Origin of the sequence: Methyloprofundus sp. (assembly GCF_965251085.1) — a bacterium.
Taxonomy (GTDB): Bacteria; Pseudomonadota; Gammaproteobacteria; order Methylococcales; family Methylomonadaceae; genus Methyloprofundus.
This window is the reverse complement of the sequence record NZ_OZ252594.1, coordinates 361,909-386,161: the sequence shown is the minus strand read 5'-3', so window position 1 is coordinate 386,161 and position 24,253 is coordinate 361,909. Positions and strand designations below refer to the sequence as shown.

At 41.8% G+C, this 24,253-nt stretch carries 21 protein-coding genes and 2 pseudogenes; 5 read left to right on the top strand and 18 right to left on the bottom strand.

Annotation, left to right across the window (positions count from 1 at the left end; genetic code table 11):
• Nucleotides 1-16 precede the first annotated feature (16 nt).
• Nucleotides 17-1,651, top strand: coding sequence for an IS66 family transposase (tnpC, locus tag ACQY3F_RS01895; protein ID WP_428352934.1), 1,635 nt, complete (start codon nt 17-19; stop codon nt 1,649-1,651).
• Between the two features lie 28 nt (nt 1,652-1,679).
• Here tnpC and ACQY3F_RS01890 read toward each other — a convergent pair.
• From ACQY3F_RS01890 to hemF, 5 genes and pseudogenes are all read right to left on the bottom strand, one after another.
• Nucleotides 1,680-2,673, bottom strand: a pseudogene (locus ACQY3F_RS01890) (IS91 family transposase); the annotation flags it as partial.
• Nucleotides 2,670-3,160, bottom strand: a pseudogene (locus ACQY3F_RS01885) (tyrosine-type recombinase/integrase). The pseudogenes ACQY3F_RS01885 and ACQY3F_RS01890, both read right to left, overlap by 4 nt.
• A 126-nt stretch (nt 3,161-3,286) precedes the next feature.
• Nucleotides 3,287-3,709, bottom strand: a complete 423-nt coding sequence (locus ACQY3F_RS01880) for a DUF3368 domain-containing protein (protein WP_428353230.1) — start codon at nt 3,707-3,709, stop codon at nt 3,287-3,289.
• A 52-nt stretch (nt 3,710-3,761) separates the two neighbouring features.
• Complete coding sequence (locus ACQY3F_RS01875) at nt 3,762-4,016, bottom strand: UPF0175 family protein (protein ID WP_428353229.1); 255 nt, start codon at nt 4,014-4,016, stop codon at nt 3,762-3,764.
• 1,394 nt (nt 4,017-5,410) lie between these two features.
• Nucleotides 5,411-6,349, bottom strand: coding sequence for an oxygen-dependent coproporphyrinogen oxidase (hemF, locus tag ACQY3F_RS01870; RefSeq protein ID WP_428353228.1), 939 nt, complete (start codon nt 6,347-6,349; stop codon nt 5,411-5,413).
• 87 nt (nt 6,350-6,436) lie between these two features.
• On the opposite strand from hemF, the gene cmoA reads away from it, so the two are divergent.
• Together cmoA and cmoB are read left to right on the top strand one after the other, a co-directional pair.
• Entirely contained in the window at nt 6,437-7,168 is a 732-nt protein-coding gene (gene cmoA / locus ACQY3F_RS01865) for a carboxy-S-adenosyl-L-methionine synthase CmoA (RefSeq protein WP_428353227.1), read from the top strand.
• 16 nt (nt 7,169-7,184) lie between these two features.
• On the top strand, nt 7,185-8,159 hold the full coding sequence (gene cmoB / locus ACQY3F_RS01860) for a tRNA 5-methoxyuridine(34)/uridine 5-oxyacetic acid(34) synthase CmoB (RefSeq protein ID WP_428353226.1): 975 nt from the start codon (nt 7,185-7,187) through the stop codon (nt 8,157-8,159).
• Nucleotides 8,160-9,100: 941 nt separating this feature from the next.
• On the opposite strand, the gene ACQY3F_RS01855 is transcribed toward cmoB, so the two are convergent.
• The 6 genes from ACQY3F_RS01855 to hemC all read right to left on the bottom strand — a co-directional run bounded on the left by ACQY3F_RS01855 (nt 9,101) and on the right by hemC (nt 14,671).
• Nucleotides 9,101-9,469, bottom strand: a complete 369-nt coding sequence (locus ACQY3F_RS01855) for a helix-turn-helix domain-containing protein (protein ID WP_428353225.1) — start codon at nt 9,467-9,469, stop codon at nt 9,101-9,103.
• Nucleotides 9,469-9,771: a type II toxin-antitoxin system HigB family toxin gene (locus ACQY3F_RS01850; protein ID WP_428353224.1), complete on the bottom strand. Its 303-nt coding sequence runs from the start codon at nt 9,769-9,771 to the stop codon at nt 9,469-9,471. Before ACQY3F_RS01850 ends, ACQY3F_RS01855 begins: the two co-directional genes overlap by 1 nt.
• A gap of 730 nt (nt 9,772-10,501) precedes the next feature.
• Entirely contained in the window at nt 10,502-11,728 is a 1,227-nt protein-coding gene (locus tag ACQY3F_RS01845) for a heme biosynthesis HemY N-terminal domain-containing protein (protein WP_428353223.1), read from the bottom strand.
• A 14-nt stretch (nt 11,729-11,742) separates the two neighbouring features.
• Nucleotides 11,743-12,957, bottom strand: a complete 1,215-nt coding sequence (locus ACQY3F_RS01840; RefSeq protein WP_428353222.1) for a uroporphyrinogen-III C-methyltransferase — start codon at nt 12,955-12,957, stop codon at nt 11,743-11,745.
• Nucleotides 12,950-13,717 (bottom strand): uroporphyrinogen-III synthase, encoded by a 768-nt coding sequence (locus ACQY3F_RS01835; RefSeq protein ID WP_428353221.1) that lies wholly within the window; start codon nt 13,715-13,717, stop codon nt 12,950-12,952. Before ACQY3F_RS01835 ends, ACQY3F_RS01840 begins: the two co-directional genes overlap by 8 nt.
• 27 nt (nt 13,718-13,744) lie before the next feature.
• A complete protein-coding gene (gene hemC / locus ACQY3F_RS01830) occupies nt 13,745-14,671 on the bottom strand; it encodes a hydroxymethylbilane synthase (protein ID WP_428353220.1) in 927 nt (308 codons plus the stop codon).
• A gap of 396 nt (nt 14,672-15,067) precedes the next feature.
• Here hemC and gcvT point away from each other — a divergent pair, with 396 nt between their 5' ends.
• Nucleotides 15,068-16,171 (top strand): glycine cleavage system aminomethyltransferase GcvT, encoded by a 1,104-nt coding sequence (gcvT, locus tag ACQY3F_RS01825; RefSeq protein WP_428353219.1) that lies wholly within the window; start codon nt 15,068-15,070, stop codon nt 16,169-16,171.
• Between the two features lie 22 nt (nt 16,172-16,193).
• Nucleotides 16,194-19,073: an aminomethyl-transferring glycine dehydrogenase gene (gene gcvP, locus ACQY3F_RS01820; protein WP_428353218.1), complete on the top strand. Its 2,880-nt coding sequence runs from the start codon at nt 16,194-16,196 to the stop codon at nt 19,071-19,073.
• A 690-nt stretch (nt 19,074-19,763) separates the two neighbouring features.
• On the opposite strand, the gene ACQY3F_RS01815 is transcribed toward gcvP, so the two are convergent.
• The 7 genes from ACQY3F_RS01815 to rpmJ all read right to left on the bottom strand — a co-directional run bounded on the left by ACQY3F_RS01815 (nt 19,764) and on the right by rpmJ (nt 24,235).
• Nucleotides 19,764-20,615, bottom strand: a complete 852-nt coding sequence (locus ACQY3F_RS01815) for a metallophosphoesterase family protein (RefSeq protein WP_428353217.1) — start codon at nt 20,613-20,615, stop codon at nt 19,764-19,766.
• 613 nt (nt 20,616-21,228) lie between these two features.
• The gene (rplQ, locus tag ACQY3F_RS01810; protein ID WP_428353216.1) at nt 21,229-21,609 is read right to left on the bottom strand and encodes a 50S ribosomal protein L17; all 381 of its coding nucleotides are present in this window, start codon (nt 21,607-21,609) and stop codon (nt 21,229-21,231) included.
• 19 nt (nt 21,610-21,628) lie between these two features.
• A complete protein-coding gene (locus ACQY3F_RS01805; RefSeq protein ID WP_428353215.1) occupies nt 21,629-22,636 on the bottom strand; it encodes a DNA-directed RNA polymerase subunit alpha in 1,008 nt (335 codons plus the stop codon).
• 17 nt (nt 22,637-22,653) lie between these two features.
• On the bottom strand, nt 22,654-23,274 hold the full coding sequence (gene rpsD / locus ACQY3F_RS01800) for a 30S ribosomal protein S4 (protein ID WP_428353214.1): 621 nt from the start codon (nt 23,272-23,274) through the stop codon (nt 22,654-22,656).
• Nucleotides 23,275-23,287: 13 nt separating this feature from the next.
• Entirely contained in the window at nt 23,288-23,674 is a 387-nt protein-coding gene (rpsK, locus tag ACQY3F_RS01795) for a 30S ribosomal protein S11 (protein WP_428353213.1), read from the bottom strand.
• 14 nt (nt 23,675-23,688) lie between these two features.
• The gene (gene rpsM, locus ACQY3F_RS01790; RefSeq protein WP_428353212.1) at nt 23,689-24,045 is read right to left on the bottom strand and encodes a 30S ribosomal protein S13; all 357 of its coding nucleotides are present in this window, start codon (nt 24,043-24,045) and stop codon (nt 23,689-23,691) included.
• Nucleotides 24,046-24,121: 76 nt separating this feature from the next.
• Nucleotides 24,122-24,235, bottom strand: coding sequence for a 50S ribosomal protein L36 (gene rpmJ / locus ACQY3F_RS01785; protein ID WP_221895098.1), 114 nt, complete (start codon nt 24,233-24,235; stop codon nt 24,122-24,124).
• Nucleotides 24,236-24,253: the final 18 nt, after the last annotated feature.

The following is a 24,253-nucleotide window of genomic DNA, read 5'->3' as shown; positions in this document are numbered from 1 at the left end:
ATGCTATAATAAAGCCATGATTTTAGCCGATATTTCAAATATAAAACAACAAGATAAAGCCGGTTCTTTGCTGTCGGAGAGTGTTGCTTTGTTGCTTGAAAAAAAACAGGCTATTGATGAACTGACGCGTGTGATTGAAGTTAAGTCTGGGGTGATTTCCGAACAGAAAAAACGCATCCTTATTCTGGAAGAGGTACTACGCTTATCTAAAATAAAACGCTTTGGATCATCCAGTGAACAATCTCATCAATCCTCTTTGTTTGATGAAGCAGAGAATGAAGCGGATAGCGATGAGGAGCTAGACCTGGAGGCTGATGAAGCACCTGAGGACGAAAAACAAACAAGTTCTACTGGCACCAAGAAAAAGCCGGGACGCAAACCCTTCTCAGATAAGTTACCTCGCGAGCAAATTTTTATTTATTTAACCGATGAAGAAAAAGAAGGTGCTATTGATACTTTCTTTACTAAAGTGAAAGAAGAGCTGGATATTATTCCTGCTAAAGTACGTGTTCTTGAATACATGCAGGAAAAAGCGGTCTTTATCAAACAGATTGAAGGCGAAAAACAACGCCAGGTTAAAGCCGCACAAATGCCCAGACACCCTATTGCCAGAGCAATGGGAAGCATCAGTTTAATGTGCTTTGTTATTATCGCCAAGTATGCTGACGGCTTACCTTTATATCGGCAAGAAGGCATCTTGTCTCGTTATGGGGGTGACATCTCCAGAGCGACATTAGCAAACTGGATGATCGCACTGGCTAAACAACTTCAGCCCCTGATTAACCTGATGCGAGAGCATCAACACACAGGGGCAGTCATACTCGCTGATGAAACGCGGGTTCAGGTATTAAAAGAACCGGGGCGGCCAGCGACCTCAGATAAATATATGTGGGTGACGCTTGGCGGGCCACCGGGTGAAAAAAGCATCCTGTTTGAATACGATCCCTCTCGTAGTGGAGACGTCCCCATGCGCCTGCTTGACGGCTTTAGTGGCTATCTGCAAACCGATGGCTATGCGGGGTACAATGCCGTGTGCCAAAAAAACAGCATCACCCAGCTGGGGTGCTGGGATCATGCGCGTCGTTATTTTAAAGATGCCCAGAATGCACAGCCTAAACGCAAAAAGGGACAAAATAACAAACCCTCAAAAGCAGGTAAAGCGCTGAGCCTGATCAATAAACTGTATGTCATTGAGCGAGAAATTAAAGACCTGTCAGTGGATGAAAAATATCAGCAGCGCCAGGAGAAGAGCATTCCTGTATTGAACCAGCTCAAAGCCTATCTGGAAGAAAACCAGCATAAAGTACCTAAAGATAGCCTGACAGGAAAGGCAATGACTTACCTGAGTAACCAGTGGGAAAAACTCAATGTGTATTGCACCCATGGTGAACTCAATATTAGCAACATCCTGGCAGAAAATGCGATTCGCCCGTTTGTGATAGGGCGCAAAGCCTGGTTATTTTCTGATACCCCTGCGGGTGCTCGTGCCAGTGCAATACATTACAGCCTGATAGAAACAGCTAAAGCAAATGGGCTGGAGCCTTATGCATATCTTAAGCAGGTTCTCACTGCTTTACCTTATGCTGATACGGTTGATAAAGTGGAGGCTTTGTTGCCCTGGAATATTAAAAAATCAGATACGCCTGAATAGGGCAAGTACGTGCTTCGTTGAGCGCTTACTTAATAACCCCCTTGCTATTCGGATGTAAAAAACCATAATTGCGCGCACGACGAAAGCCTTTAGGCAAAACATGTTGCAGCACCAGCCAGAGAAACTTAGCCCCGATACCGTTTTGGTTTGATAACGTTTGGTTTTGCTGTCTTGATAACGGTAGCTTACTTTGCCATCCTGACAGGATAAGATATCCTGTTCACGAATCACGCCACGATACAGGTACCGCCCCAGATAAATCAACGCCTTATCACCTGCGCCGACAAACTTACAATCCACCACCCATTGTTTCGGAATAGCCGTGGGAAATGGCAAATTTTCTTCGTTCATACGCGCGAGCATCTTTGCACGAAATACTTTCGCCAGTGCTTTATGAGGAAACAGGTATTTACCCTGTTTGGTACGCCAGAGCTTATTTGTTTTGTCGATGATGGCAGCCGGCATGATGACATGACTATGCGGGTGATCATTTAATTCGCGCGAGTGCGTATGCAAGACGGCAATTGCCCCAGGATCGCCTTGCAACTGCTTATCATTTTTACTGAAACTCTGTAAGGTCGCCCAGGCGCAGTCAAACATCATGCTGTAAAGTAAACGAGGCTGCTGCTTTGCCAGCGATCTTAACTGCGCAGGCAAGGTAAAAGTGTTCATAAAATAATCAGCAGGGACTTGTTTTTGTACCTGCCTTTCAATCCACTTCTGACAATCATAAAGGTGCCTCCATGCACCTTCACCCTACGGGCAGCTGAAGCTGTGCAAATCGGCTTTCCTGCCGATTTGTCATAATGCTGACAATGTGGACAATTACGATGCCCGCAGGAATGAGGTACAAAGGTCTGATAATCACAGTCTGCACAATTCACCTGCATGACAGGACTCAGCTGTGTACGACAGCTCTTCATTGCCTGTAATGCACTGATCTGATTGGAGCGTAAACGGTTTTGATACGCGCTTAAAAAGTCGTCCTGGAATTGGTCAATCACGGAAGCAAGGGTGATCATGAAATCTGCCCCCAGCTTATAGAAAGTCCATTCACTAACTGATTAATGCGCAACGCTGCATTCTCATCAGTAATATCGGTTAAATGCGTATAGCGAGCCGTGGTCACTAAACTGGTATGGCCCAAAATCTTCTGCAGCTCAACCAAATCAACGCCGGCCTCTAACAGGTGAGTTGCGTAACTATGGCGTAGCGAGTGGCAGGAAATCTTTTTTTTAGCCCCATTTCTTGTGTCACAAGACGGATTGTCTTCTGAATGCCACCGCGATCAAGGGGGGATTCAGCAAGGTGTGCACCTTTTAGACCCCGGGCACGGCTGGGAAATACCAGCACTGGATTTTTATGCACAGCCCAAAACTTACGCAACACAAGCAAAGTCCCCAAGGGCAAAGGCACAAGACGATCCTTATTCCCCTTGGCGTTGCGAATATGCACACGCATGCGTGTCGCATCAATATCCCCTACCTTCAGACTTAAGCCTTCGCCCAAACGTAAGCCCAGACTATAAATCGTAAAAAAGTTTTGGGGTCTGGTCTTGCCTTTTGCACATAAAAAGCAGATTACAGAATATGCAAAAGTAGTCTAGCAACAGCTAGGTTTTATAACTGTGTATGTTCAATTCTCTCCAATCACCTTAGCTAATTTTTTAATCAATGTTTTGTTGTAATGTATACCTTGGTCAGACATGGCGTTGGCACTTTCTGTAAATGATTCAATCCAACCATTTTGTTTGGCTTTGAGTAATATACCCAGTGTCCCAGTAACTTCTAAACCTAGATATTCTGCCACATCTCGTCCAATCTTTTCATCAATAATCACTCTATCAGCTTTTAATTCCTTTGCCATTTGCAAAGTGTATTTTTCTCCTTTGTCCAGTTCTAATAAGATCCCAATTGTAATCGCTTGGGATGGATGAATTTCAATAACCCAAGGCACTGCTCTTAAATCGGGAACTGAAATCATTCCACCTGCAGCGCATTCTTCAATAACCTCAGTAACGACATGTATTTGTCCAAATAGCTTTGGAAGAAGATCCACAGTTTATTGATGCTAGAAAGAGCAATAAAAGGTGTTGTATTGCTAAAAATAATCACAATAAGGATGTTTCTCGACGGTAATCATCACTAGAATCTTGTAATAAGGTCGCTCCAGCATCTGAGGCTAATCTTAAAAAACTCATTCGGGAAATTTTCAACCAATTTGATGCTATTCCAGAGCTGATTTTCCCATCTTTAAACAAGCTAATGGCAGCTTGTTCTTTTAGAAAAACAGAGAAGCCTTCGGCATTAGTATGCAGACCGATTAAAAGTTCAGTGGGTAAATCAATTTCAACTATTTGCTTCATGATATTTAAGTCCATATAGTTTTCTTATGAGAATTATAACTCATAGATTGTCTATGGAATATGAAGTAAAATTAAAAGCCATTAAAAGTAGTAATTTATTTGATTATCACATTTGTTTTATTGTAAAAATCAAGTTTGTTTGGTTCCGAGTCGGTTGAAGCCTAAAAACTCATGCTCCGTGTAGACTAAAGTCTACCCCCCTTTTTTCCATTCTTATTTGAAAATTATAATAAATACCAGGAGGTCTTGTGTCGCATAAGCTTCAGTTCGTAGGATGCTGCTGAGGAACGAAGCGCATCTATCGCGAATGATGCATCATTATATTAACATTTGTATTACGGTTTTGTGTAGATAGATATATTGAATTAGGGCGTATATTATAGGTCTGGGGAGTAGGCTTTAGCCTACATAAATTCAAGTAATTCAATTAATTCATGCTCCGTGTAGACTAAAGTCTACTCCCCTTTTCTTCAATCTTATTTGAAAATTACAAAAAACACTAGGAGGTCTTGTGCCGCATAAGGTTCAGTCCGTAGGATGCTGCATCATTATATTAACATTTGGATTACGGTTTTGCGTAGATAGATATATTGAATTAAGGCGTGCCTGGGGAGTAGGCTTTAGCCTACACAAATTCAAGTAATTCATTCAACTCATGCGCCGTGTAGACTAAAGTCTACTCCCCTTTTTTTTATGCGCAATAATGAACGAATGATGCGCTTCGTTCCTCAGCAGCATCCTACCTATTTCAGCCTCTCCTGAACCAAAAGGGTCGAACCAAAAGCAGAACCAAAAGGGTCAGACTCGATTGAAAGTTAAGATAACTCAATGTCTGCAATGGGTCGATTGCTGCCTTTTAATGTAAGTAAGGTTCAATCTTGATTAATTTTTTAAAAGCCAGATAAGTATTTATCTGGCTTTGTTTTGGTTTTTATTATATCCCCAAAATTAACAACACGCTTTCAGAGGGGCTTGCCAGCAATGCGCCTACTGCTACAGCACTAATGACAAACAAAAACCCTGCCCAAATATTGGACGCTTATTTATTTCCAGGTACCTTAGCAATTTCCCTTAAGTCCTTGTGCCTTTGTTTGCTAAATACTATAACCCGGGATTGTTACAATATTGATCAAAGTCGGCCTGAGTATTCTCAAATGCCTGTTTCTTTGCCAATTCCCCGGGGCGCTCACACTTCTGAGTAGCGACACACCAGCTATAGCCTGCTGAGGCAATACAACCCTTAGCATCTCGGTCTGAGCCAAGTTCGGAAGCTGTAGTGCTACACCCGGTACAAAATACTAAAAACAAGCTAAACCATAGAACTAAAATCCGCATTATATTTTCCTTGTTTTGCTGAAGTTAATTTATTAACGCTTACAATCCTGCTGGGAAAGCTAAGCTGCCAACCAGTCCCGAGGATGTAAATAATCTGTATACAAAAGCGCTTCGGGACTACTCTCTTCAGGGCTCCAGTCATATTGCCAATGCACAACTGGCGGCATAGACATTAAGATCGATTCTGTGCGCCCACCTGATTGCAGGCCAAATAATGTGCCACGGTCATAAACCAGATTAAATTCCACATAACGCCCACGGCGATAAAGTTGAAAATTCCTCTCACGCTCACCATATTCAATCGCTTTACGTTTTTTAACAATCGGGATATAGGCTTTTAAGAAATGCTCGCCCACGCTTTGCATAAAGGCAAAGCTTTTATCGAAGCCCGGCTCATTTAAATCATCAAAAAACAAGCCGCCTACGCCACGTGTTTCATCTCTATGCTTTAAGTAAAAGTACTCATCACACCATTTTTTATAATTAGCGTAAACCTCATCGCCAAAAGGGTCACACGCATCTTTCGCGGTTTTATGCCAGCTGATAGCATCTTCTTTAAACGGGTAAAATGGAGTTAAATCAAAACCACCACCAAACCACCAGATAGGATCTTCACCTGCTTTTTCCGCGATAAAAAAACGTACATTGGCATGTGAAGTTGGAATATATGGGTTGTGTGGGTGAATCACCAGCGAAACGCCCATCGCCTGAAAGTCCCGTCCTTCTAGTTCAGGACGTTTTGCAGTCGCTGAAGCAGGTAGTTGATGCCCAAAAACGTGCGAAAAATTAACTCCCGCTTGCTCAAATACCTTGCCTTTGGTTAATACACGCGATCGCCCACCGCCTCCTTCTTCTCTATCCCAAGAGTCTTCAACAAAGGCTGCGCCTCCATCTTCGGCTTGCAATCCTGCACAGATACTATCCTGCAAACCTAGCAGGAAAGTCTTTACTTGTTGTATTTGCTCATGGCTGGGTTGCTTTTGATTTTGCTCAGTCATACGTTCATTTTCTCCTTAAAGTGTTTTTCTACGCACAAACAGGTAATTTTTAAGTAAAATTAACATTCTATTTTTATGATAATACCAATGAATTCACAAAAAGATACCTTATACGCAAGTCCGCTGGGTAATGTTGACGGGTTTGAATTTGATAATAGTGTGGTCGATGTATTCCCGGATATGATTCAGCGTTCCGTGCCAGGATACAGCGCCATTATTTCGGCCATAGGCTTGTTAGCCAGCCGTTTTGCACAGGCAGACAGCATATGCTATGACCTGGGCTGCTCATTGGGTGCCGCGACACTTTCCATGCGCCATAAAATATCGGCTCCAAACTGTAAAATCATAGCCGTGGATAACTCCACTGCCATGCTGGCTCGCTGCCAGAAAATCATCGTTAGGGACACTGCAGCAATTCCTGTGGATCTGGTATGTAGCGATATTCAGGATATTAATCTAGCTAATGCTTCTGTCGTGGTGCTAAATTTTACCTTACAATTTATCCCTCTGGCTGAGCGTGATGCCTTTATTAAAAAAATTTATGCGGGGATGAATCCTGGCGGTTTATTAATTCTATCAGAAAAACTAATGTTTATCGACACACGCCAGCAATCGATACAAACTGAACTGCATCATGCGTTTAAAAAAGCCAATGGCTATAGTGATATGGAAATCAGCCAGAAACGTGCTTCACTAGAAAATGTGTTAATCCCGGAAACGTTTGCGCAACATAAAAGCCGACTTTTACAATCAGGCTTTGACAATGCCGAAGTCTGGTTTCAGTATTTTAATTTTGCTTCCATAATCGCACTTAAATGATTCACAACTCACCACAATGATTGACTATCAACCCCTCTACGAGCTACTCACAGAAAGAAATGCGGAGCATTGGAGTGCCATCTTACCAGAACAGATTCAACAAAAACTTAATCCAGGTGCACATGGTAATTTCGTTAAATGGAATGCCGCTGTCGAACAATTACCCATACCTTTAAATCCTAGCATACAACTAGATGACAAGGGCTTTAAAATTGGCCGCACAGAAGAATTATCTACACAACAGTGGCAACAACTGGATGCCGGCTTAAAAAATTTATTTCCCTGGCGTAAAGGCCCCTATGATTTATTTGACCTGCACTTAGATACTGAATGGCGTTCTGACTGGAAATGGGATCGAGTCAAAGACCATATTAGTCCGCTAGATAAGCGTCTGGTACTAGATGTAGGCTGTGGTAATGGTTATCACTGCTGGCGCATACTGGGTGCTGGCGCACAAATGGTTGTTGGCGTAGACCCAGTTCAGCTCCATGTATTACAGTTTCAGGCCATACGGCGGTTATATGGCGAAGCGCCTATTTATGTATTACCTTTAACTCTGGAAGAAATTCCAGCAAGGACTAATATTTTTGATACTGTTTTTTCCATGGGCGTGCTCTATCATCGTCGCTCACCCATTGACCATTTAACTGATTTGCGCGATTGCTTGCGCAGTGGCGGTGAACTGGTGTTAGAAACGCTAGTGATTGAGGGTAAACTAGGCGAAATATTGGTGCCTGAAGATCGCTATGCGCGGATGCGCAATGTCTGGTTCCTGCCTACTTGCGACACTTTAGTGAGCTGGATGAAGCGTTGCGGCTTTAAGAATATACGCGTGGTCGATGTAAATCAAACCAGTATGCAGGAGCAGCGCTCAACTCCGTGGATGACCTTTAATTCTTTACAGGATTTTTTAGATCCCGATAACCCTGAATTGACGATTGAAGGACACCCCGCGCCCAGAAGAGCAACGATAGTTGCGACCATTGATTAATTTCCTAGTCACCACACCCCGATAGCATCTGCCGCGTTACATTGCCAGTGCCGGCTGACAAAGGCATTATTCTCATTACCCGCTGAGGTTTTTGTGCGATATGAAAAATTGCAAGACATCAATCAATGTCTGACCCTGATGGGTTAAAACAGAGTGGAAGGACATCTATCATCACACCCTAATCATCAAAATAGAGTTATTTATAGAACTGATATTGAACAATTGTTTGTATTAGTGCAATGCACTATTGAGCTTTGATGGATAGAAATATTTTTTAACTCTTTGACTTTACATTAAACTGAAGTTTCCCAGTTCTTCACAATAAGGAATAAAAGAAATCCAGGAGAGGCTAACGCTTGGAAACGAGCAGTTTACGTCACAAATAGAAGAATTGAACATTCAACATGTCACCGCTAGAAAACCAGGGAGACCAATAAACCTAAAAACCGCAGTTGAACGCTAAAAAACACTCTAAGTATTTGAATATAAAAAATAATGACCATAACAACATATCCCCTGCAGGGTGAGCAGACTCCGCTTCACGGTTTTGTGAATAAATCTGAGCGCGAAATACTGCGTTACAGCTATTGCCAAGGGCTACGGCCATTGCCTGCTAGCTGTGCCTTGTCTTTCGAACTCAGATTTTCCACAAAATCCCTGCTCAACTGCGGTTTCTAGGATAAAGCAAAATATTGATAAAACTTAAATGTTACTGACCCAAAAATATTAAGCATACCCTTAAATAAGCAGTATTAGGTACTAAGGCAACTCGCAATAAATAACCCACCCACCTTGCTGGTCTTTTTGTCCGTCTTCTGCGTTGTAGAAATAGTTGCGTAGCTAGCTATGCGTCTATTTCTATGCCTTGAAGACAAACAAAAATCCTACGCAATATGGGTGGGTTATTTATTGCGCGTTACCTAACCTTATTGTCCTTTTAGTTATGCACTTATTTTTGTTTCACTAATCAGATTCTCTAAGGGAATAGATAAGTTTGCATGTAGGTTGCGTATCATATTCAATGAAAGCCCCCTTTGATGATTTAAAACCTCAGAGACTCTTCCTCTTCCGCCAATATAAGGCTCCAAATCTTTTCTTGTAAGGTTCATCTGTTCCATTCTAAACTTTATGGCTTCGATTGGGTCTGGTGGTAAAATAGGATAATGAATTTTTTCATAGTCATCAACCAAGATAAGCAATACATCAAGTTTATCTCCATCCTCACTACCTTGATCAACACCCCACAATTCCTCTATTTGTGTAAGGGCTCTATCGTAGTCTTGTTCTGTTTTAATAGCTTGAATATCCATCATACTTTCTCAACATCAATTTCATCGTATTGTTTATGTGTACCAATAAACCTTACAAAACAAGCCTGTCGGCCATAATCAATAGATACTACCAACCTATACTTGTTTCCCGCAATATTGAATACAACCCGGTTATTTTTTAAAATACTTGCTGACCGAAATTTTGCTTTTATTTCCTGAGGCGTTCTCCATGTTGCTTTCAAAGTTTCGCCATGCCAAACTTCTAAAGAGGATTTAACATCTTCATATTGTGGGGAAGACTCCCAAAATTCTCGTAATGTACGCTTAGAAATAACCCTCATGCAGATGAATATACACTGATTCCATTACGGGATCAATGTTAGTTAATAACACCACGTTCAGCCGCCGGTTGGAGCGTTTGATTATGCAGTTTTCTTAAAGTATAGTGCTATAAACCTAGAAAAATCAGTTGCTCACGGCTTCTAGCACAAGCTTTTGATTCCACAGCACTTCCAAAAAATACCCGATTAACCTACGGGTGAATCTAAGATTTTTTGAAAGCATTATATTAATTCAATGTGTTGCACTATAATTCCGCGCCCAGCTGATTTTTCTAGGATAAAGGGCTTGTTCTCGACTCTTTGCAACTAAAGCTGCTACTCCGTTTAAAGTAAGACTAAGGGTTATTATCCATTAATGACGAAAATCAAGCTGGCTGACCCCTTGAACCTTGAACTGCCTTGAACTTGGCTCCCAAGGCGAGCAACGATAGTTGCGACCATTGATTAGTTATTAACGTATACAAGCTCGCGCATAAAAAGCGGGGAATTCATTTTCTGCAGGGCGCGGCTTTAACCCGCAAACATACTTGATAGAAACAGGGTGTGGCTTTAGCCCACCAATATAAGCAAAAAATGGATAAAGGCGGGCTAAAGCCACGCCCTACCCTGAGTCTAAATTAGTGTTCCGCGTGAGGAGGTGTGTACAAGGCTTTATAGCTTAGGAAGCGATTTTGTTTATTTAAAGAAAATTTTTGCTTACAGTCTCGGGAATTAACATTACATAGCAAAATCACATCGCACTCGCATGACTGATCACTTGAGTCGATGCTAATTCCAGACCTAATTTATAACATTCGCTGGCACGCTCCTGATCGCCTTCTTCAGCGAGAAAATTTCCCAGAATTCGGTAGGCTTCAACAGTCGGTTCTATGCCGATACTTTTAGCCAGATATTTTTTGGCTTTTTCGGAAAACTCGCATTTAATGGAAATCTTTCCCAGCACACGCAATAAAATAGGGTCATTGCCGTGTTGCAACAACCATTTTTCAGCCATTTCTAGCTGACCACGAAAATCTATCGACTGCACACTGCCAAATAGCACTAACAAAGTCATATCCCATTTTTGATTTAAGGACTTCACCAGATGTTTTTCAATTTTTGCTCCAGCACCTGCCTCAATCATGGCAGCGTAGTATATGGCTGGAACCCCTGACATAGTTTTGACATGCACAGGAACGCTCTCCCAAAGCTCCTCAATTTCACGGGCATCTGCATGCTCAGAAGCTTCCTTAAGTAAAACGCTATAAGTTTCTACTTCCAGCAATCTCACTTCCGCTTCCATAAAAACCTTATTCTCATGGAAAGCCGGTAACAAGGAGCGAATTGCCTTCCAATCGCCTAATTGTTGATAGGTTTGATGCAGCAATTTTAAAACGCTGGCATGAGATGAATCAATGGAGTGCAATTTGGTCAGTGTTTGCAGAGCCTGATCAAATTGTTTCTCGGATAAATGCAGTTCAGCCTTAGTTAAGCCTACTGCAACTTCAGAACCCGGCGCATCTTTGGTTGCACGCTGTAAGTATTCATCACGCTTATCCATTGCGCCACGAGAATGTGCAGCGCGAGCAGCCGTTAAATAATGTATTAGGGGAGCGCCACTATTAGAAGCATGCTTGATCAATGTGCGCTCTGCGCGTTCCCAGTTACCTTCTGCTGAATCAACCAGGCCTGCAATTAACGCATCCTGAGAGCGGTTAAATTTTACCGATTTACCACGCATTCTTAATTTCCCAGGTAAGCGCATAAACCAGCCTAAAACTCTAAACAAGGCATAGAAAATAAAAAAACTGATAATTAAGCCCACTGCAAAAACAATCAGTGATGTTTCCATTGCCCAATGTCCTACACCAATCAATACATAACCGGGATCATTATACTGCAGCATCCACTCATGAACGATAAAAGCAAAACCTAGAGCAGCAATTAAAGATCCAAGAAAAAATAGAATATTTTTCATAATACGACTCTCTTTTATTGTGCTTTCTGAGTTTCAACTGGCGTTAAGGGCTTGCTCTCTACATCTGGCTGTAAGGCCTTATCTGACTCTAGTCTTAGTTTTACAATATTTCTTAGCATTTTGAGCGACTGGCTAATATCAGGAAAATTATTCCTGATCTGGATCTTTTTTAATTGCTCCAATTCACTGAGGAAATTATTATATTCGGCATCTTTAGTAAAATTTTTACTTAACCATTGCTGCACATCATTAATCCCTGTCTGATACAGCACATCGTCATGCTGTACTAGCGCAAGTTTGACGATCACCAGCTTGGTACTTAACTGCTCAGATATAAAAGCTTTCTGTTCCGGGCTAATTATCGATGTTACCGGATTATCCAGGCGCCTGATAGTCACAATACCTTCAATTTCAACCAGAGCATTGTTGAGCAGATCATTAATTTCATTTGCTGGTTTAGCGTCTTTACTCGCTCCTGCTACAGATGCGTCGCGCACATTTTGCTGATCTTTTGCCTTACCCGAATAAGGGAGAAATACGTTAAGTTTAGCGACATCTTCTTCAAGCATTTCCAGAGTCGAATAAATACCCACAACATCCGCAACTTTTACTTTTTTTACCTGAGCTATTTCTTTAGTTATCTGACCACGTATTTTGAAGGCTGCTGTATCGCCACTCTCACGTAAACGATTATCCGCTGCTTTTAAAGCCTCTATCGTTGTAGATACATCACCCATCAAGTGCAAGCGTCTATTTGCAACACTTAATAAGTATTCGGCATCGGCAACCAGCCAGTCACCTCTGGTTTTGCCTAATTGTCTTTGTATACGCTGAATTGATTCTTTTAGGCGTTCCGAAGTTGTGTCTAATCGCTCGCTGTGCAGACTACTGAGCTTATTTAATTTAGTCTCAAAATTAGTTTCTTTATTGCCTACTTCAGCACTTAAGTCGGCCAATTGCCTCTGAATGGCGACCAATTGCGCCTGATAACCCGAAATTTGCTTAGTTAACTCCTGCATTTGCTGAGAGTCTTTACTCTGTACTCCACCCAGGTCTTGCTGCTTATCACGTAATTGTTGCAAAAGCAGAAAACCTGCACCTGCCAGGCCTAAAATAATTAATATAATAACCACGGCAAACCACACTCCATTGCCGGATTTCTTTACTATAGGTGCTATAGGTGCCGGTTCTGGCTCTTGTTGTTTTTGTTCTTCTATAATTTCAGCCACATTCTTCCCCATTCAATAATGCATTCAGCATTGCTGCATCAGATGCTTCATCAGCAATTATAATTTTTTTAAATCCGATTTTTTTTGCTATAGCCTGTACTCGCCGACTAATAACAACGACAGGCGTATTCAGTAAATTCTTATTAATATCTTCGCAAGCCAGAATTTTCACCAGGTTTCGCAGAGCATCTCCACTATATATAAAGATCGCTGCTAGCGCCTTTTGGTACAGATATTCAACTATCAAGCGACTATCCGGTTGCGGCATTACCCGTTTATATACCTCCAGATAGTCAACCCTGGCACCACGCTCACGCAAGCTGTCAGCCAGTAATTCGCGTCCACCTTCCCCTCTGATAATCAGACAGGACTTATCGTGCATATGCTGCATTTCTGGCATTGCCAGTATTGCCTCGCTGTTAAACCCCTGCTCCGGTTTAATTACATTGTTCAGTCCAGATAATGATAAAGCCTTATAACTCGCATTGCCTACAGCAATACAAGAGATTTTTTGCAAACTTTCCATTTTGTCCTGCATTCGCTGAAGTGCAAAATTGACTGCATTAGCGCTAACAAAAAAAATTTGCTGGTACTGATCTAAATCTTGTATTCGCCTGATCTCTTGAACAGATAAGGGTCTCGCTTGTATTTCTATCACCGGAAATCGAATGGCTTCCCAGCCTTGCTTTTCAATCAACTTACATAAATTTTCTGCTTGATGATCAGGCCGTGTCACTAATATTTTTTTTCCATTATCCATTTCTTTCCAGACTAGAGCTATTCAATCTTATGCATATAACGCCTTTAATACCTCACCAGCGCCTTTGTCCAGCAATTCATCAGCCACTGCACGACCAATTGCCTCAGCTTGCTCTGCCGGCCCTGTTTTTTCTGCACGATAAATCACACTGCCATCAGGCTTGCCCACTAAACCGCGCATAAACAGCTGGTTACCCTGCAACTCGGCAAAGCCTGCGATAGGCACTTGGCAACCACCATTCAGGCGCTCGTTCATGGCCCGTTCAGCACTGACTCTAATGGTACTTTCAGCATCTTGTAATGGAGCCAGTAATTGATTTATTTCAATATCATCCACACGGCATTCTATCCCCACAGCTCCTTGCCCGATTGCAGGAAGACTGACTGTGCTATCAAGTTGCTGAGTAATACGATGCGCAAAGCCTAAGCGCTTTAAACCCGCTGCCGCCAGGATAATAGCATCATAATCTCCAGCATCCAGCTTCGCCAGACGAGTATTTACATTGCCTCGCAGAGATAAAATTTGCACATCAGGCTGACGTTCTGCAAATTGACATTGGCGGCGTAAACTAGATGTGCCAATCTTTGCCCCGGCAGGCAATTCCTCTATTGATTTATACTTATTTGAAACGAAAGCATCACAAGGGTCTTCGCGCGGTAATATGGCCGCTAAATGCAAACCTTCTGGAAACTCGACCGGCACGTCTTTCATGGAATGCACAGCTATATCAGCGGCACCTTCCAGCATTCCCTGCTCTAACTCTTTAACAAATAAACCTTTACCACCAATTTTAGCGAGTGGTGCATCCAAAATTTTATCACCCTTGGTCACCATTTTTACTAATTCGGTTTTGATGCCTGGGTGTGCTTGTTGTAGTCGTTCTGCTACATACTCTGCCTGCCACAAAGCCAATGGGCTTTGTCGTGTTGCAATTTTAATAATTCGCTGTGTCACTCGTTTTCCCGATTTCCATTTGCCATAACGCCTGACATTGTACCTTTTTTATGTTATTTATTAGCATAATTATCTTTGTTTTATTGTACAGTGAGTTAATATACTTCGCGCGCTCACGACTACGAATTTCTAGCGGCTTAGTTTTTGCCGCTGGCTACGTTGTTGAAGCCTTTACGTAGCCAGCTATGCGCCAGTTTCAGCGCCCTCGTATCAAGTACCGGGCAGGCTTTGCTATCGACAAAAATTAGTTCACACTATTCTCCGCCGTTGTGAACGCGCGAAGTATACATAAAAAACATACGCTAAGCGCTGTTTTCAACTATAGTATTAGAGATAATAAAAACAATAAAAAATAGCAGTTTCCTTACCTTTTACTGAGATCAGTTAAATATTGCTATGGATATTATTGATAAAACCGCATTACACTCATTACATATTGAATTACAGGCCAAAATTACTGCTTTTTCAGGGTATGCAATGCCGTTACATTACCCCTCTGGAATTATTAAAGAACATCTGCATACCCGCTCGCATGCAGGCCTGTTTGATATCTCTCATATGGGGCAAATACATCTGACGGGCGATCAATCAGCTAGCGAATTAGAAAAACTTATTCCTAGCGATATACAGAACCTGCCTACGGGTCAGCAACGCTATACTGTGCTGACCAATAAGTCTGGTGGAATTATTGATGACCTGGTCATCGCCAATCTAGGCAGCCATTTGCTACTTATTGTAAATGCTGAACGAAAATATATTGTCCTGCAACATCTGAAGAGTCATTTACCTCATCATTGCCACGTTGAATTCCAGCCCGATCAAGCGCTGATTGCACTGCAAGGGCCAAAAGCCGTCACTGTACTTGAGCAGTACGATACCCAACTAAGCAACATGCCGTTTATGAGTATCAGACAAACGACTATTAATCATATCCCATGTACCATTAGTCGTAGTGGTTATACCGGAGAAGATGGTTTTGAAATTTCTGTCGCCAATATTAATGCCTGTCATTTAGCACAACAACTGCTTGCGCACGCAGAAGTACAGCCAATAGGATTAGGCGCTCGTGATAGCTTGCGCCTGGAGGCTGGACTTTGCCTGTATGGTCATGAGCTATCAACAGAAACCACCGTAGTAGAAGCAAGTTTATCCTGGTTAGTTGCTAAACACCGCACTAATTATTTAGGTGCAAAGCGGACCCAGTTTCAAATCTGCGAAGGAGCAGAGCACTACAGGGTAGGCATTACGACAACCGGTAAAAGCATACTCAGAGAAGGAAGTGATTTAGTCGACCCTCAGGGCAATAAAGCAGGCTATATCAGCAGTGGTAGCTTTGGTGCCAGCCTACAAAAACCCGTTGCCATGGCCTACGTACTCGCTGACCTTATTACCCCTGGCATTCAGCTAGCTTGTGAGCAACGAGGTAAAATCCTTGATGTGACTGTTTGCCAGCTTCCCTTTATTCAACATCGCTACTTCCGCCCCAAGCCTATACGATAATCACATCAGCCTGGAACTTAGTATGAGCCATAGAAAAATACCCTTATCAGAACTGGAAATGCGTGGTAACTTCGTACGCCGCCATATAGGCTCCAATACTCAGCAAACTCAAGAGATACTTAAGGAACTAGGATTAACAGCTCTGGACGATATCATTCCAGCCGCTTTCCCCGACAATATTGTCGATCCGGCTCCTTTAGAACTGGTGGATGCTATTAGCGAACGCGCTGCTATCGTTTATTTACGTAAAATACGTGCGCGCAATAAAACCTTCACTACCTTAATCGGCATGGGTTATTACGATACTGTTATGCCTGCAGCGATCAAACGCAATGTTCTGGAAAATCCTTCATGGTATACCGCCTACACTCCCTATCAGGCAGAAGTAAGCCAGGGGCGCCTGGAAGCATTAATTAATTTTCAGCAATTGATTGTTGATTTAACCGGCATGGATATTGCCAATGCCTCACTCTTAGATGAAGCGACTGCTGCAGCTGAAGCCATGAACATGAGCCGCCGCCTAAGTAAAAACGAATCAAATATCTATTTTGTCGATCAACAGTGTCACCCACAAACAATCGCGGTATTAAGAACACATGCAAAACCCTTAGGCCTGACTATAGCATTAGGCGATCCGCTAGAAGATTTCGCTGAGCTACAGTGCTTTGGCGTGTTGACGCAATACCCGAATACCTTAGGTGAGATTAAGGACTTATCTCACCTAAGCAAGCAGGCTCAAGAAAAATCCGCATTATTGACTATTGCAACTGATTTACTTAGCCTGGTCATTCTCAAAGCACCTACTGAATTCGATGCTGACATAGTAATTGGCAATGCGCAACGCTTTGGTGTACCGATGGGTTATGGTGGTCCTCATGCCGCTTTTTTTGCCTGTAAAGACAGTCATAAACGCTCTATGCCTGGCAGGATTATTGGCGTGTCTAAAGATAGCCACGGGAATATCGCTTATCGTATGAGTTTACAAACTCGTGAACAGCATATCCGGCGTGAAAAGGCGACTAGTAATATCTGTACAGCGCAGGTATTACTCGCAATTTTATCTGGATTTTACGCAGTCTATCACGGCGAATATGGGCTAAAGATGGTCGCCATGCGCGTACATCGTTATACTCAGATTCTTGCCCAGGGGCTGGAACAATTAGGCTATCAACTCAATAAACAACCTTACTTTGACACAATACTCATACACACACCTTACAAAGCACACCGCATTGCAGCCAGAGCGGAAGAAGCAAGAATCAATCTACGCATTATCGATTGCAATACGTTAGGAATTTCTTTAGACCAAAGCAGTTCCCGTCAACTTATACGGCAACTCTGGGAAATCTTTGCGCTACCCGGTCATAAATTACCCGATCTCATAGAGATAGATAATAATATCAGTGAGTGCATACCTTCGTCATTACTCAGAACAGATCCAATCCTGCAACACCCTGTGTTCAGCCTATATCATTCTGAAACTGAAATGATGCGCTATATGCGCACTTTAGCGGCTAAGGATATAGCCCTTGACCGCTCCATGATCCCGCTGGGCTCCTGTACCATGAAACTGAACTCAGCTACATCATTACAAGCCATCTCTCAGTATGAATTTAACAGCCTACACCCCTTTATTCCGACCTACCAGGCGCAGGGTTATCAGCAATTATTTGAAGAGCTGGAAAATATGCTCTGTGATTTGACAGGCTTTGCCGCCTTTTCTCTGCAACCAAATGCAGGCTCTCAGGGTGAATACAGTGGTTTGCTAGTGATTCAAAAATATCATCAATCGCGTGGCGAAACGCAGCGCAATATTTGCCTGATCCCAGATTCAGCCCATGGAACTAACCCGGCTAGCGCGGCTTTGGCCGGTTACAGCATCATTAATATTCCGTGTGATAAGCAGGGAAATATTAGTGTAGCAAAACTTAAAGAAATTGTTGCAGAGCATGCAAGCCGCCTTGCTGCCATTATGATTACCTACCCTTCAACTCATGGCGTTTTTGAAGAGTCTTTCTGCGAGATTTGCCAGATTATCCATCAGCATGGCGGCCAGGTGTATTTAGATGGTGCTAATTTTAATGCGCTCGTCGGCGTGAGTCGCCCGGGAAAAATAGGCGCAGATGTCGCCCACCTGAATCTACACAAAACATTTAGTATTCCGCATGGCGGTGGAGGCCCTGGAGTTGGGCCTATTGGTGTAGGTGAGCATTTAATTGAATACTTACCCGTACATCCTGTAGTATCAGGCGTAAACCCTGCAGCAAAAGGTGAATCGAGTATAGGTACTATTTCCGCAGCTCCCTGGGGATCAGCAAACATACTCAGTATTCCCTGGGCCTATATTGCCATGATGGGCGCAGCGGGATTAAAAAAAGCGACCCTCAGCGCGATTTTAAATGCTAATTATATGGCGATGAAGCTTTCTCTCTATTATCCAATTTTGTATAAGGGAAAAAATGGATGGATTGCCCACGAATGCATTATAGATTGCAGTGCTTTTAAAAAAACCTGCGGAATTGCCGTTAACGATATTGCCAAACGCTTAATTGATTACTGCTATCACGCGCCTACCGTTTCATTTCCAGTACATGAAACACTAATGATTGAGCCTACAGAAAGCGAGAATAAGCCTGAAATCGATAAATTTTGTGCCGCACTGATTTCCATACGCCAGGAAATAGCTGATATAGAAAACGGTCATGCTGATAAACAAGATAACCTTTTGCTAAACGCCCCACATACCCAAACAAGCCTGATTGCTGACGAATGGTTACACCCCTATAGCAAGCAACAGGCATTCTTTCCTAATAACAGTCAATATGAAAATAAATACTGGCCGCCTGTCGGGCGTATCGATGAAGCCTACGGCGATCGCCATTTAAAATGTACTTGTCTGTAACAGGGTAGGTCTGATTAGCACAGCGTCATCGGACGAATGATACGTTAAGCTAACATTCATCCTTATATTCCTGAGGGAGCTATTTTTTACGGTTAGTCTATTGCAGTAGCATTACTAGAAACATTCCATACGTGACACTTGAGTTATCAGCGCCATGTCGACTACGTGCATGTGAATCCATAGATACACCTGATTACCCATGACTCTCAGCCATAAGAGAATAAAACATTAAAAACAGTATATTAAAAAACTCGTCATTCCCGAAGTCTACCCAGTCAAGCGTGAACACAAGCTTTATCGGGAATCTATGCTTAACCTACGAGATCCCTGCTAAAAGCATGCAGGAATGATGGCTACGCACTTAAGACGGGACACCGTAGGCTGGGTTAGATTTTTTTAACGAAGTAAAAAAACGTAACCCAGCAAAGCCCCGTATACGTAAAGTGCTGGGTTACGTTATCTGTGCTTCGCTAGATAAGCTAACCCAGCCTACATTGCTTTGTCCCGTTTTAAAATGGTAGCTGGAATGACGGAGTCTAGCTGAGAATTGTACGTAATCAGCTAGATATATGAATTGGTCTTATTCTACTTTTCATCAATACAGTTCTCAGATTCGCACCGAGAACCTGGCCCCCGTTTTTTTCCATTTCCCAGCGCGAATTTTACATGCAGAAGTCTTTTTTCTAATTCCTAGTAGGCAGTAATTTTTTCTTCTTTAAACCTCAAGCATTCATTTTCAGCAATAGCTCTAACCACATGGATTTCCATTGCTTTAGTGCCAAAATTTTTATAGTACAGAAACATATTTGTGTCGTTGAGAGTATTGCCGCTTGATAGCGATCCATTCTTATATTGAGTGAATGAGTGTTTGTGGTACAGGTCGGTTGACCTCATTATTGACAAATGATGAGTATGCCCACAGAAAACATGTTCTATATTATGCTCTCTTACGAACTCGACAACGATTTTTGAATTGAAAAGAGGGTCTGAATCAGTATCTAGGATGGAGTGGTGATTTAGCAGAATTATTCTATCGTAACTTGCTTTGCTAATTGCATGGGAAAGTGACCTTAATATTTCCTTCTCTACAAAACCGTTGTCTTTATAGAGTGAGTTGGAATCGAGGCAGACCACCAGAACGGTCTCACCATTAATGGTGATATTTTTAAGAAAATTGATGTCAGTAAAATGTTCCTTTATGCCATTGGTATTTCCATCAAGAAAGATGTTTTTCTTTCTACAATTTTCACGATTTAATGGGCGAATAACGTCTATATCATCGATATACTGACGAAAATAATCAGCACTGCGCATATTTCGTTTGTCATGATTTCCGGGAATTGAAACGACGTGTTCGCAATCAATTGACTTCAAAAAATTTCCCGCTGCTTCAAATTCATTTTCTAGAGCATCCGTCGTATTGTCGCCTGTGTTGATTACGATATCAGCCGCATAGCTGTTCAATTTCTCCAACAACAATTCACTTTTTCCGAGCCAGTGACGAGGGCCAAAGTGCATATCTGAAATGTGTAGTATATTCATTTTCGTTTCGAGTATATTCTTTTTGCTGAGCAGGTTAATTATTAGCACTAAGCAATATTATAAACTTATTGATCTTTGGAGTTGGTATCAAAGTTCACATAGTCACGATCAAGTAGATACAGAGTATGACAATACAATGTGACAATAACATTTCTCGAATCAGAAAGCGATTGACGCTATCATCCTAAAAACCGACTTCTCTCCAGCACCATACACCGTACAAGTGAACAAACCCGCGAAAATACGTAGTCAGGGATAACTCAAGGCTGCGTAAAATTAATGCTGATTACGTACAACTCTCAGCTACAGTAGAATAAACCTAGAAAATCAACATGTAAAAACCTCATCATTCCCGAAATCTACCCAGTCAAGCGTGGGCACAAGCTTTATCGGGAATCTGTACTAAACCAATGAGATTCCTGCTAAAAGCTTGCAGGAATGACGGAGAATGGCTGAGAGTCATAGGTAATCAGGAAATTAATTGTATTCGGTGGGCATCAATGAATAACATGCGCCCAATTACGCTACACGGACCAACCGTGCTGATACTAAATTTTCTTCAGGCATAAAAAAACCAGCCGAAGCTGGTTTTTTTACTAGAAAAACGGAATAATTAATCTTCAGTTTCTTCTAATTCAGGTCTGTCAACTAATTCAACATAAGCCATAGGTGCTTTATCGCCCGTACGGAATCCGCACTTCATAATACGTAAATAACCACCTGGACGTCCTTGATAACGCGGTCCAAGTTCGTTGAATAGTTTTGTCACAACTGCACGATCTCTTAATTTAGCAAATGCCATACGGCGATTTGCAACTGAATCAGTTTTAGATAGTGTTAGAAGTGGCTCAGCCAAAGAACGTAATTCCTTTGCCTTAGGCAAAGTTGTTCTAATTAATTCTTTATCAAATAAAGAAGTTGCCATATTACTAAACATAGCTTTTCTATGACTACTGTTTCTATTTAATTGTCTACCAGACTTACGATGTCTCATACGAATAAACCTTGTTTTGTTATAAAACCGCTTGAGCTTGCTCAAGCAAATTTTCAGGCGGCCAGTTCTCTAGTCGCATTCCTAAAGAAAGTCCCTTTAGTGCTAACACATCTTTTATCTCTGTTAACGACTTTCTACCTAAATTAGGTGTTTTTAATAATTCAAACTCAGTACGTTGAATTAAATCACCTATATAATATATATTTTCTGCTTTCAGACAGTTTGCAGATCGAACAGTTAGCTCTAAATCATCAACTGGACGTAGCAGATTTGGATCTATTTGTTCAACAGGCTCAACTACTTCTTCAGCAATTTGCTCATTAACTTTTTCAAAATCAACAAATACAGATAACTGATCGTGTAAAATTGTGGCCGCTAACTTAATAGTTGCCTCAGGATCAATTGTTCCATTCGTTTCTAATTCAATGATTAATCGATCCAGATTAGTCCGCTGTTCAACTCGTGTTGGTTCAACAGTGTAAGCTACCTTAGAGACTGGCGTGTATGAGGCATCAACTTGTAATGCACCTACCACTCCAACACCTAGACCTTCCGTACGTGTATTTGAAGCCTCATATCCACGTCCACGCTGGATATTTATCTTCATTGAAATCTCGCCTTCTTCAGTTAAATTAGCAATAACTAAATCTGGATTGATGATATCAATATCATGTGTCGTTTCTATATCCGCTGCTGTAACTGGGCCTGAGCCACTCTTAGTCAAGCTTAGCGTTATTTCATTCCCTGAATGCAACACTACAGCTAATTGCTTCAAGTTCAACAAGATATCAATAACATCTTCCTGAATTCCATCAATCACTGAATATTCGTGTTCCGCTTTTTCGATTTCAGCGCTAACAACAGCGCAACCAGGTATTGAAGAAAGAAGCACCCTTCTTAATGCATTACCTAAAGAGTGGCCAAAACCTCTCTCTAATGGCTCTATAACGATTCTTGAATGATTAGTTGATTTATTGACAACCTCAACAAGCTGAGGTTTTAATAAACCAGTAACAGCACTATGCATTTAAAACCCCGAAAATATTATTTAGAATACAATTCAACAACCAGCTGTTCGTTCATATCAGAACCCAGATCAACACGATCAGGCAATGAATTAAAAGAACCAGAAAAATCCTTAGGATTTACTTCAAGCCAGGTTGGGAATCCATATTGGTCAGCAACTGTTAGTGCATCAGCAATACGCATTTGTTTTCTTGCTTTTTCTCTTATAGAGATTTTATCACCAACAGAAACCTTCGCCGATGGGATATTGTTTATCGCATCGTTAACCAGGATCGATTTGTGACTAACTAATTGTCTTGCTTCAGCTCTAGTTGCTGCGAAGCCCATTCTATAAACAACGTTATCGAGTCTAGTCTCTAAAAGGTTGAGCAAATTTAAACCTGTCGCACCTTTCTGTAAATCAGCCGATTTATAGTAATTTCTGAATTGTTTTTCAAGAATACCATATATACGTCTGATACGTTGTTTAGCTCTTAACTGAGTTGCATAGTTAGAGTCACGAGCACGCTTGGTTCCATGCTGCCCAGGACGTTGATCTAATTTACATTTGCCTTCCAGCGACTTACCTCTGCTTTTTAAAAACAGATCAGTGCCTTCGCGACGACTTAATTTACAAGTGGGTCCTACATATCTAGCCATATTCTGCTCCTAACTATACCCTACGCTTCTTCGGTGGACGACAACCATTATGAGGGATTGGTGTAACATCAACGATGCTACCAATCTTAAACCCTAGGTTATTGAAAGATCTTACTGCTGATTCACGACCAGGCCCAGGGCCTTTGATCATGACATCTAGATTTTTCATGCCGTATTCCTGAGCTGCTTTACCTGCATTTTCTGCAGCTACCTGCGCAGCAAAAGGTGTACTCTTTCTTGATCCTCTAAAACCAGAACCACCAGAAGTTGCCCATGACAGGGCATTTCCTTTACGATCGGTAATTGTAACTATAGTGTTATTGAAAGTTGCATGAATATGCGCAATGCCATCAGCAATTTCCTTTTTTATCTTTTTCTTTGTGCGATTTGAACTAGCCATATTGATAACTTATCTTATTTTCTAATAGGTTTACGCGGGCCTTTTCTAGTACGAGCGTTTGTTCTCGTTCTTTGGCCTCGCAATGGTAGTCCACGTCTATGACGAATACCACGGTAACAACCAAGATCCATTAAACGTTTAATGTTCATTGACACTTCACGTCGTAGATCACCCTCAACGACAATTTTTGTGATTACTCCACGAATTGCTTCTAACTGCTCTTCGCTAAGTTCTTTAATTTTAATTGTCCGTTCGATACCAACTTCTTTACAGATATTAATTGCAGTTGGCTTACCTACGCCATAAATAGCAGTTAAACCTATCTCTGCGTGTTTATGGTCTGGTACATTAATTCCGGCAATTCGTGCCATCTAGATACTCCTAAATACAGTACTCTTAAGTCAAGCGCTCAATTATAGCACTTGTATATTATAAAGCAATAAAAAATTACCCTTGACGTTGCTTATGACGCCCATCTTTACAAATCACCCTAACTACTCCAGCTCTTTTAACAACTTTACAGTTACGGCATATTTTTTTTACAGAAGCTCGTACTTTCACAGCTCACCCCTTATGATT

Coding starts and splice junctions, on each gene's coding strand:
- ACQY3F_RS01805 (WP_428353215.1), bottom strand. CDS start 22,636: ATGCATAGTGCTGTTACTGGTTTATTAAAACCTCAGCTTGTTGAGGTT.
- hemF (WP_428353228.1), bottom strand. CDS start 6,349: ATGACTGAGCAAAATCAAAAGCAACCCAGCCATGAGCAAATACAACAA.
- rpsD (WP_428353214.1), bottom strand. CDS start 23,274: ATGGCTAGATATGTAGGACCCACTTGTAAATTAAGTCGTCGCGAAGGC.
- tnpC (WP_428352934.1), top strand. CDS start 17: ATGATTTTAGCCGATATTTCAAATATAAAACAACAAGATAAAGCCGGT.
- ACQY3F_RS01835 (WP_428353221.1), bottom strand. CDS start 13,717: ATGGATAATGGAAAAAAAATATTAGTGACACGGCCTGATCATCAAGCA.
- cmoB (WP_428353226.1), top strand. CDS start 7,185: ATGATTGACTATCAACCCCTCTACGAGCTACTCACAGAAAGAAATGCG.
- ACQY3F_RS01815 (WP_428353217.1), bottom strand. CDS start 20,615: ATGAATATACTACACATTTCAGATATGCACTTTGGCCCTCGTCACTGG.
- ACQY3F_RS01855 (WP_428353225.1), bottom strand. CDS start 9,469: ATGGATATTCAAGCTATTAAAACAGAACAAGACTACGATAGAGCCCTT.
- ACQY3F_RS01875 (WP_428353229.1), bottom strand. CDS start 4,016: ATGAAGCAAATAGTTGAAATTGATTTACCCACTGAACTTTTAATCGGT.
- gcvT (WP_428353219.1), top strand. CDS start 15,068: ATGGATATTATTGATAAAACCGCATTACACTCATTACATATTGAATTA.
- rpsK (WP_428353213.1), bottom strand. CDS start 23,674: ATGGCTAGTTCAAATCGCACAAAGAAAAAGATAAAAAAGGAAATTGCT.
- rplQ (WP_428353216.1), bottom strand. CDS start 21,609: ATGAGACATCGTAAGTCTGGTAGACAATTAAATAGAAACAGTAGTCAT.
- rpsM (WP_428353212.1), bottom strand. CDS start 24,045: ATGGCACGAATTGCCGGAATTAATGTACCAGACCATAAACACGCAGAG.
- gcvP (WP_428353218.1), top strand. CDS start 16,194: ATGAGCCATAGAAAAATACCCTTATCAGAACTGGAAATGCGTGGTAAC.
- cmoA (WP_428353227.1), top strand. CDS start 6,437: ATGAATTCACAAAAAGATACCTTATACGCAAGTCCGCTGGGTAATGTT.
- ACQY3F_RS01845 (WP_428353223.1), bottom strand. CDS start 11,728: ATGAAAAATATTCTATTTTTTCTTGGATCTTTAATTGCTGCTCTAGGT.
- ACQY3F_RS01850 (WP_428353224.1), bottom strand. CDS start 9,771: ATGAGGGTTATTTCTAAGCGTACATTACGAGAATTTTGGGAGTCTTCC.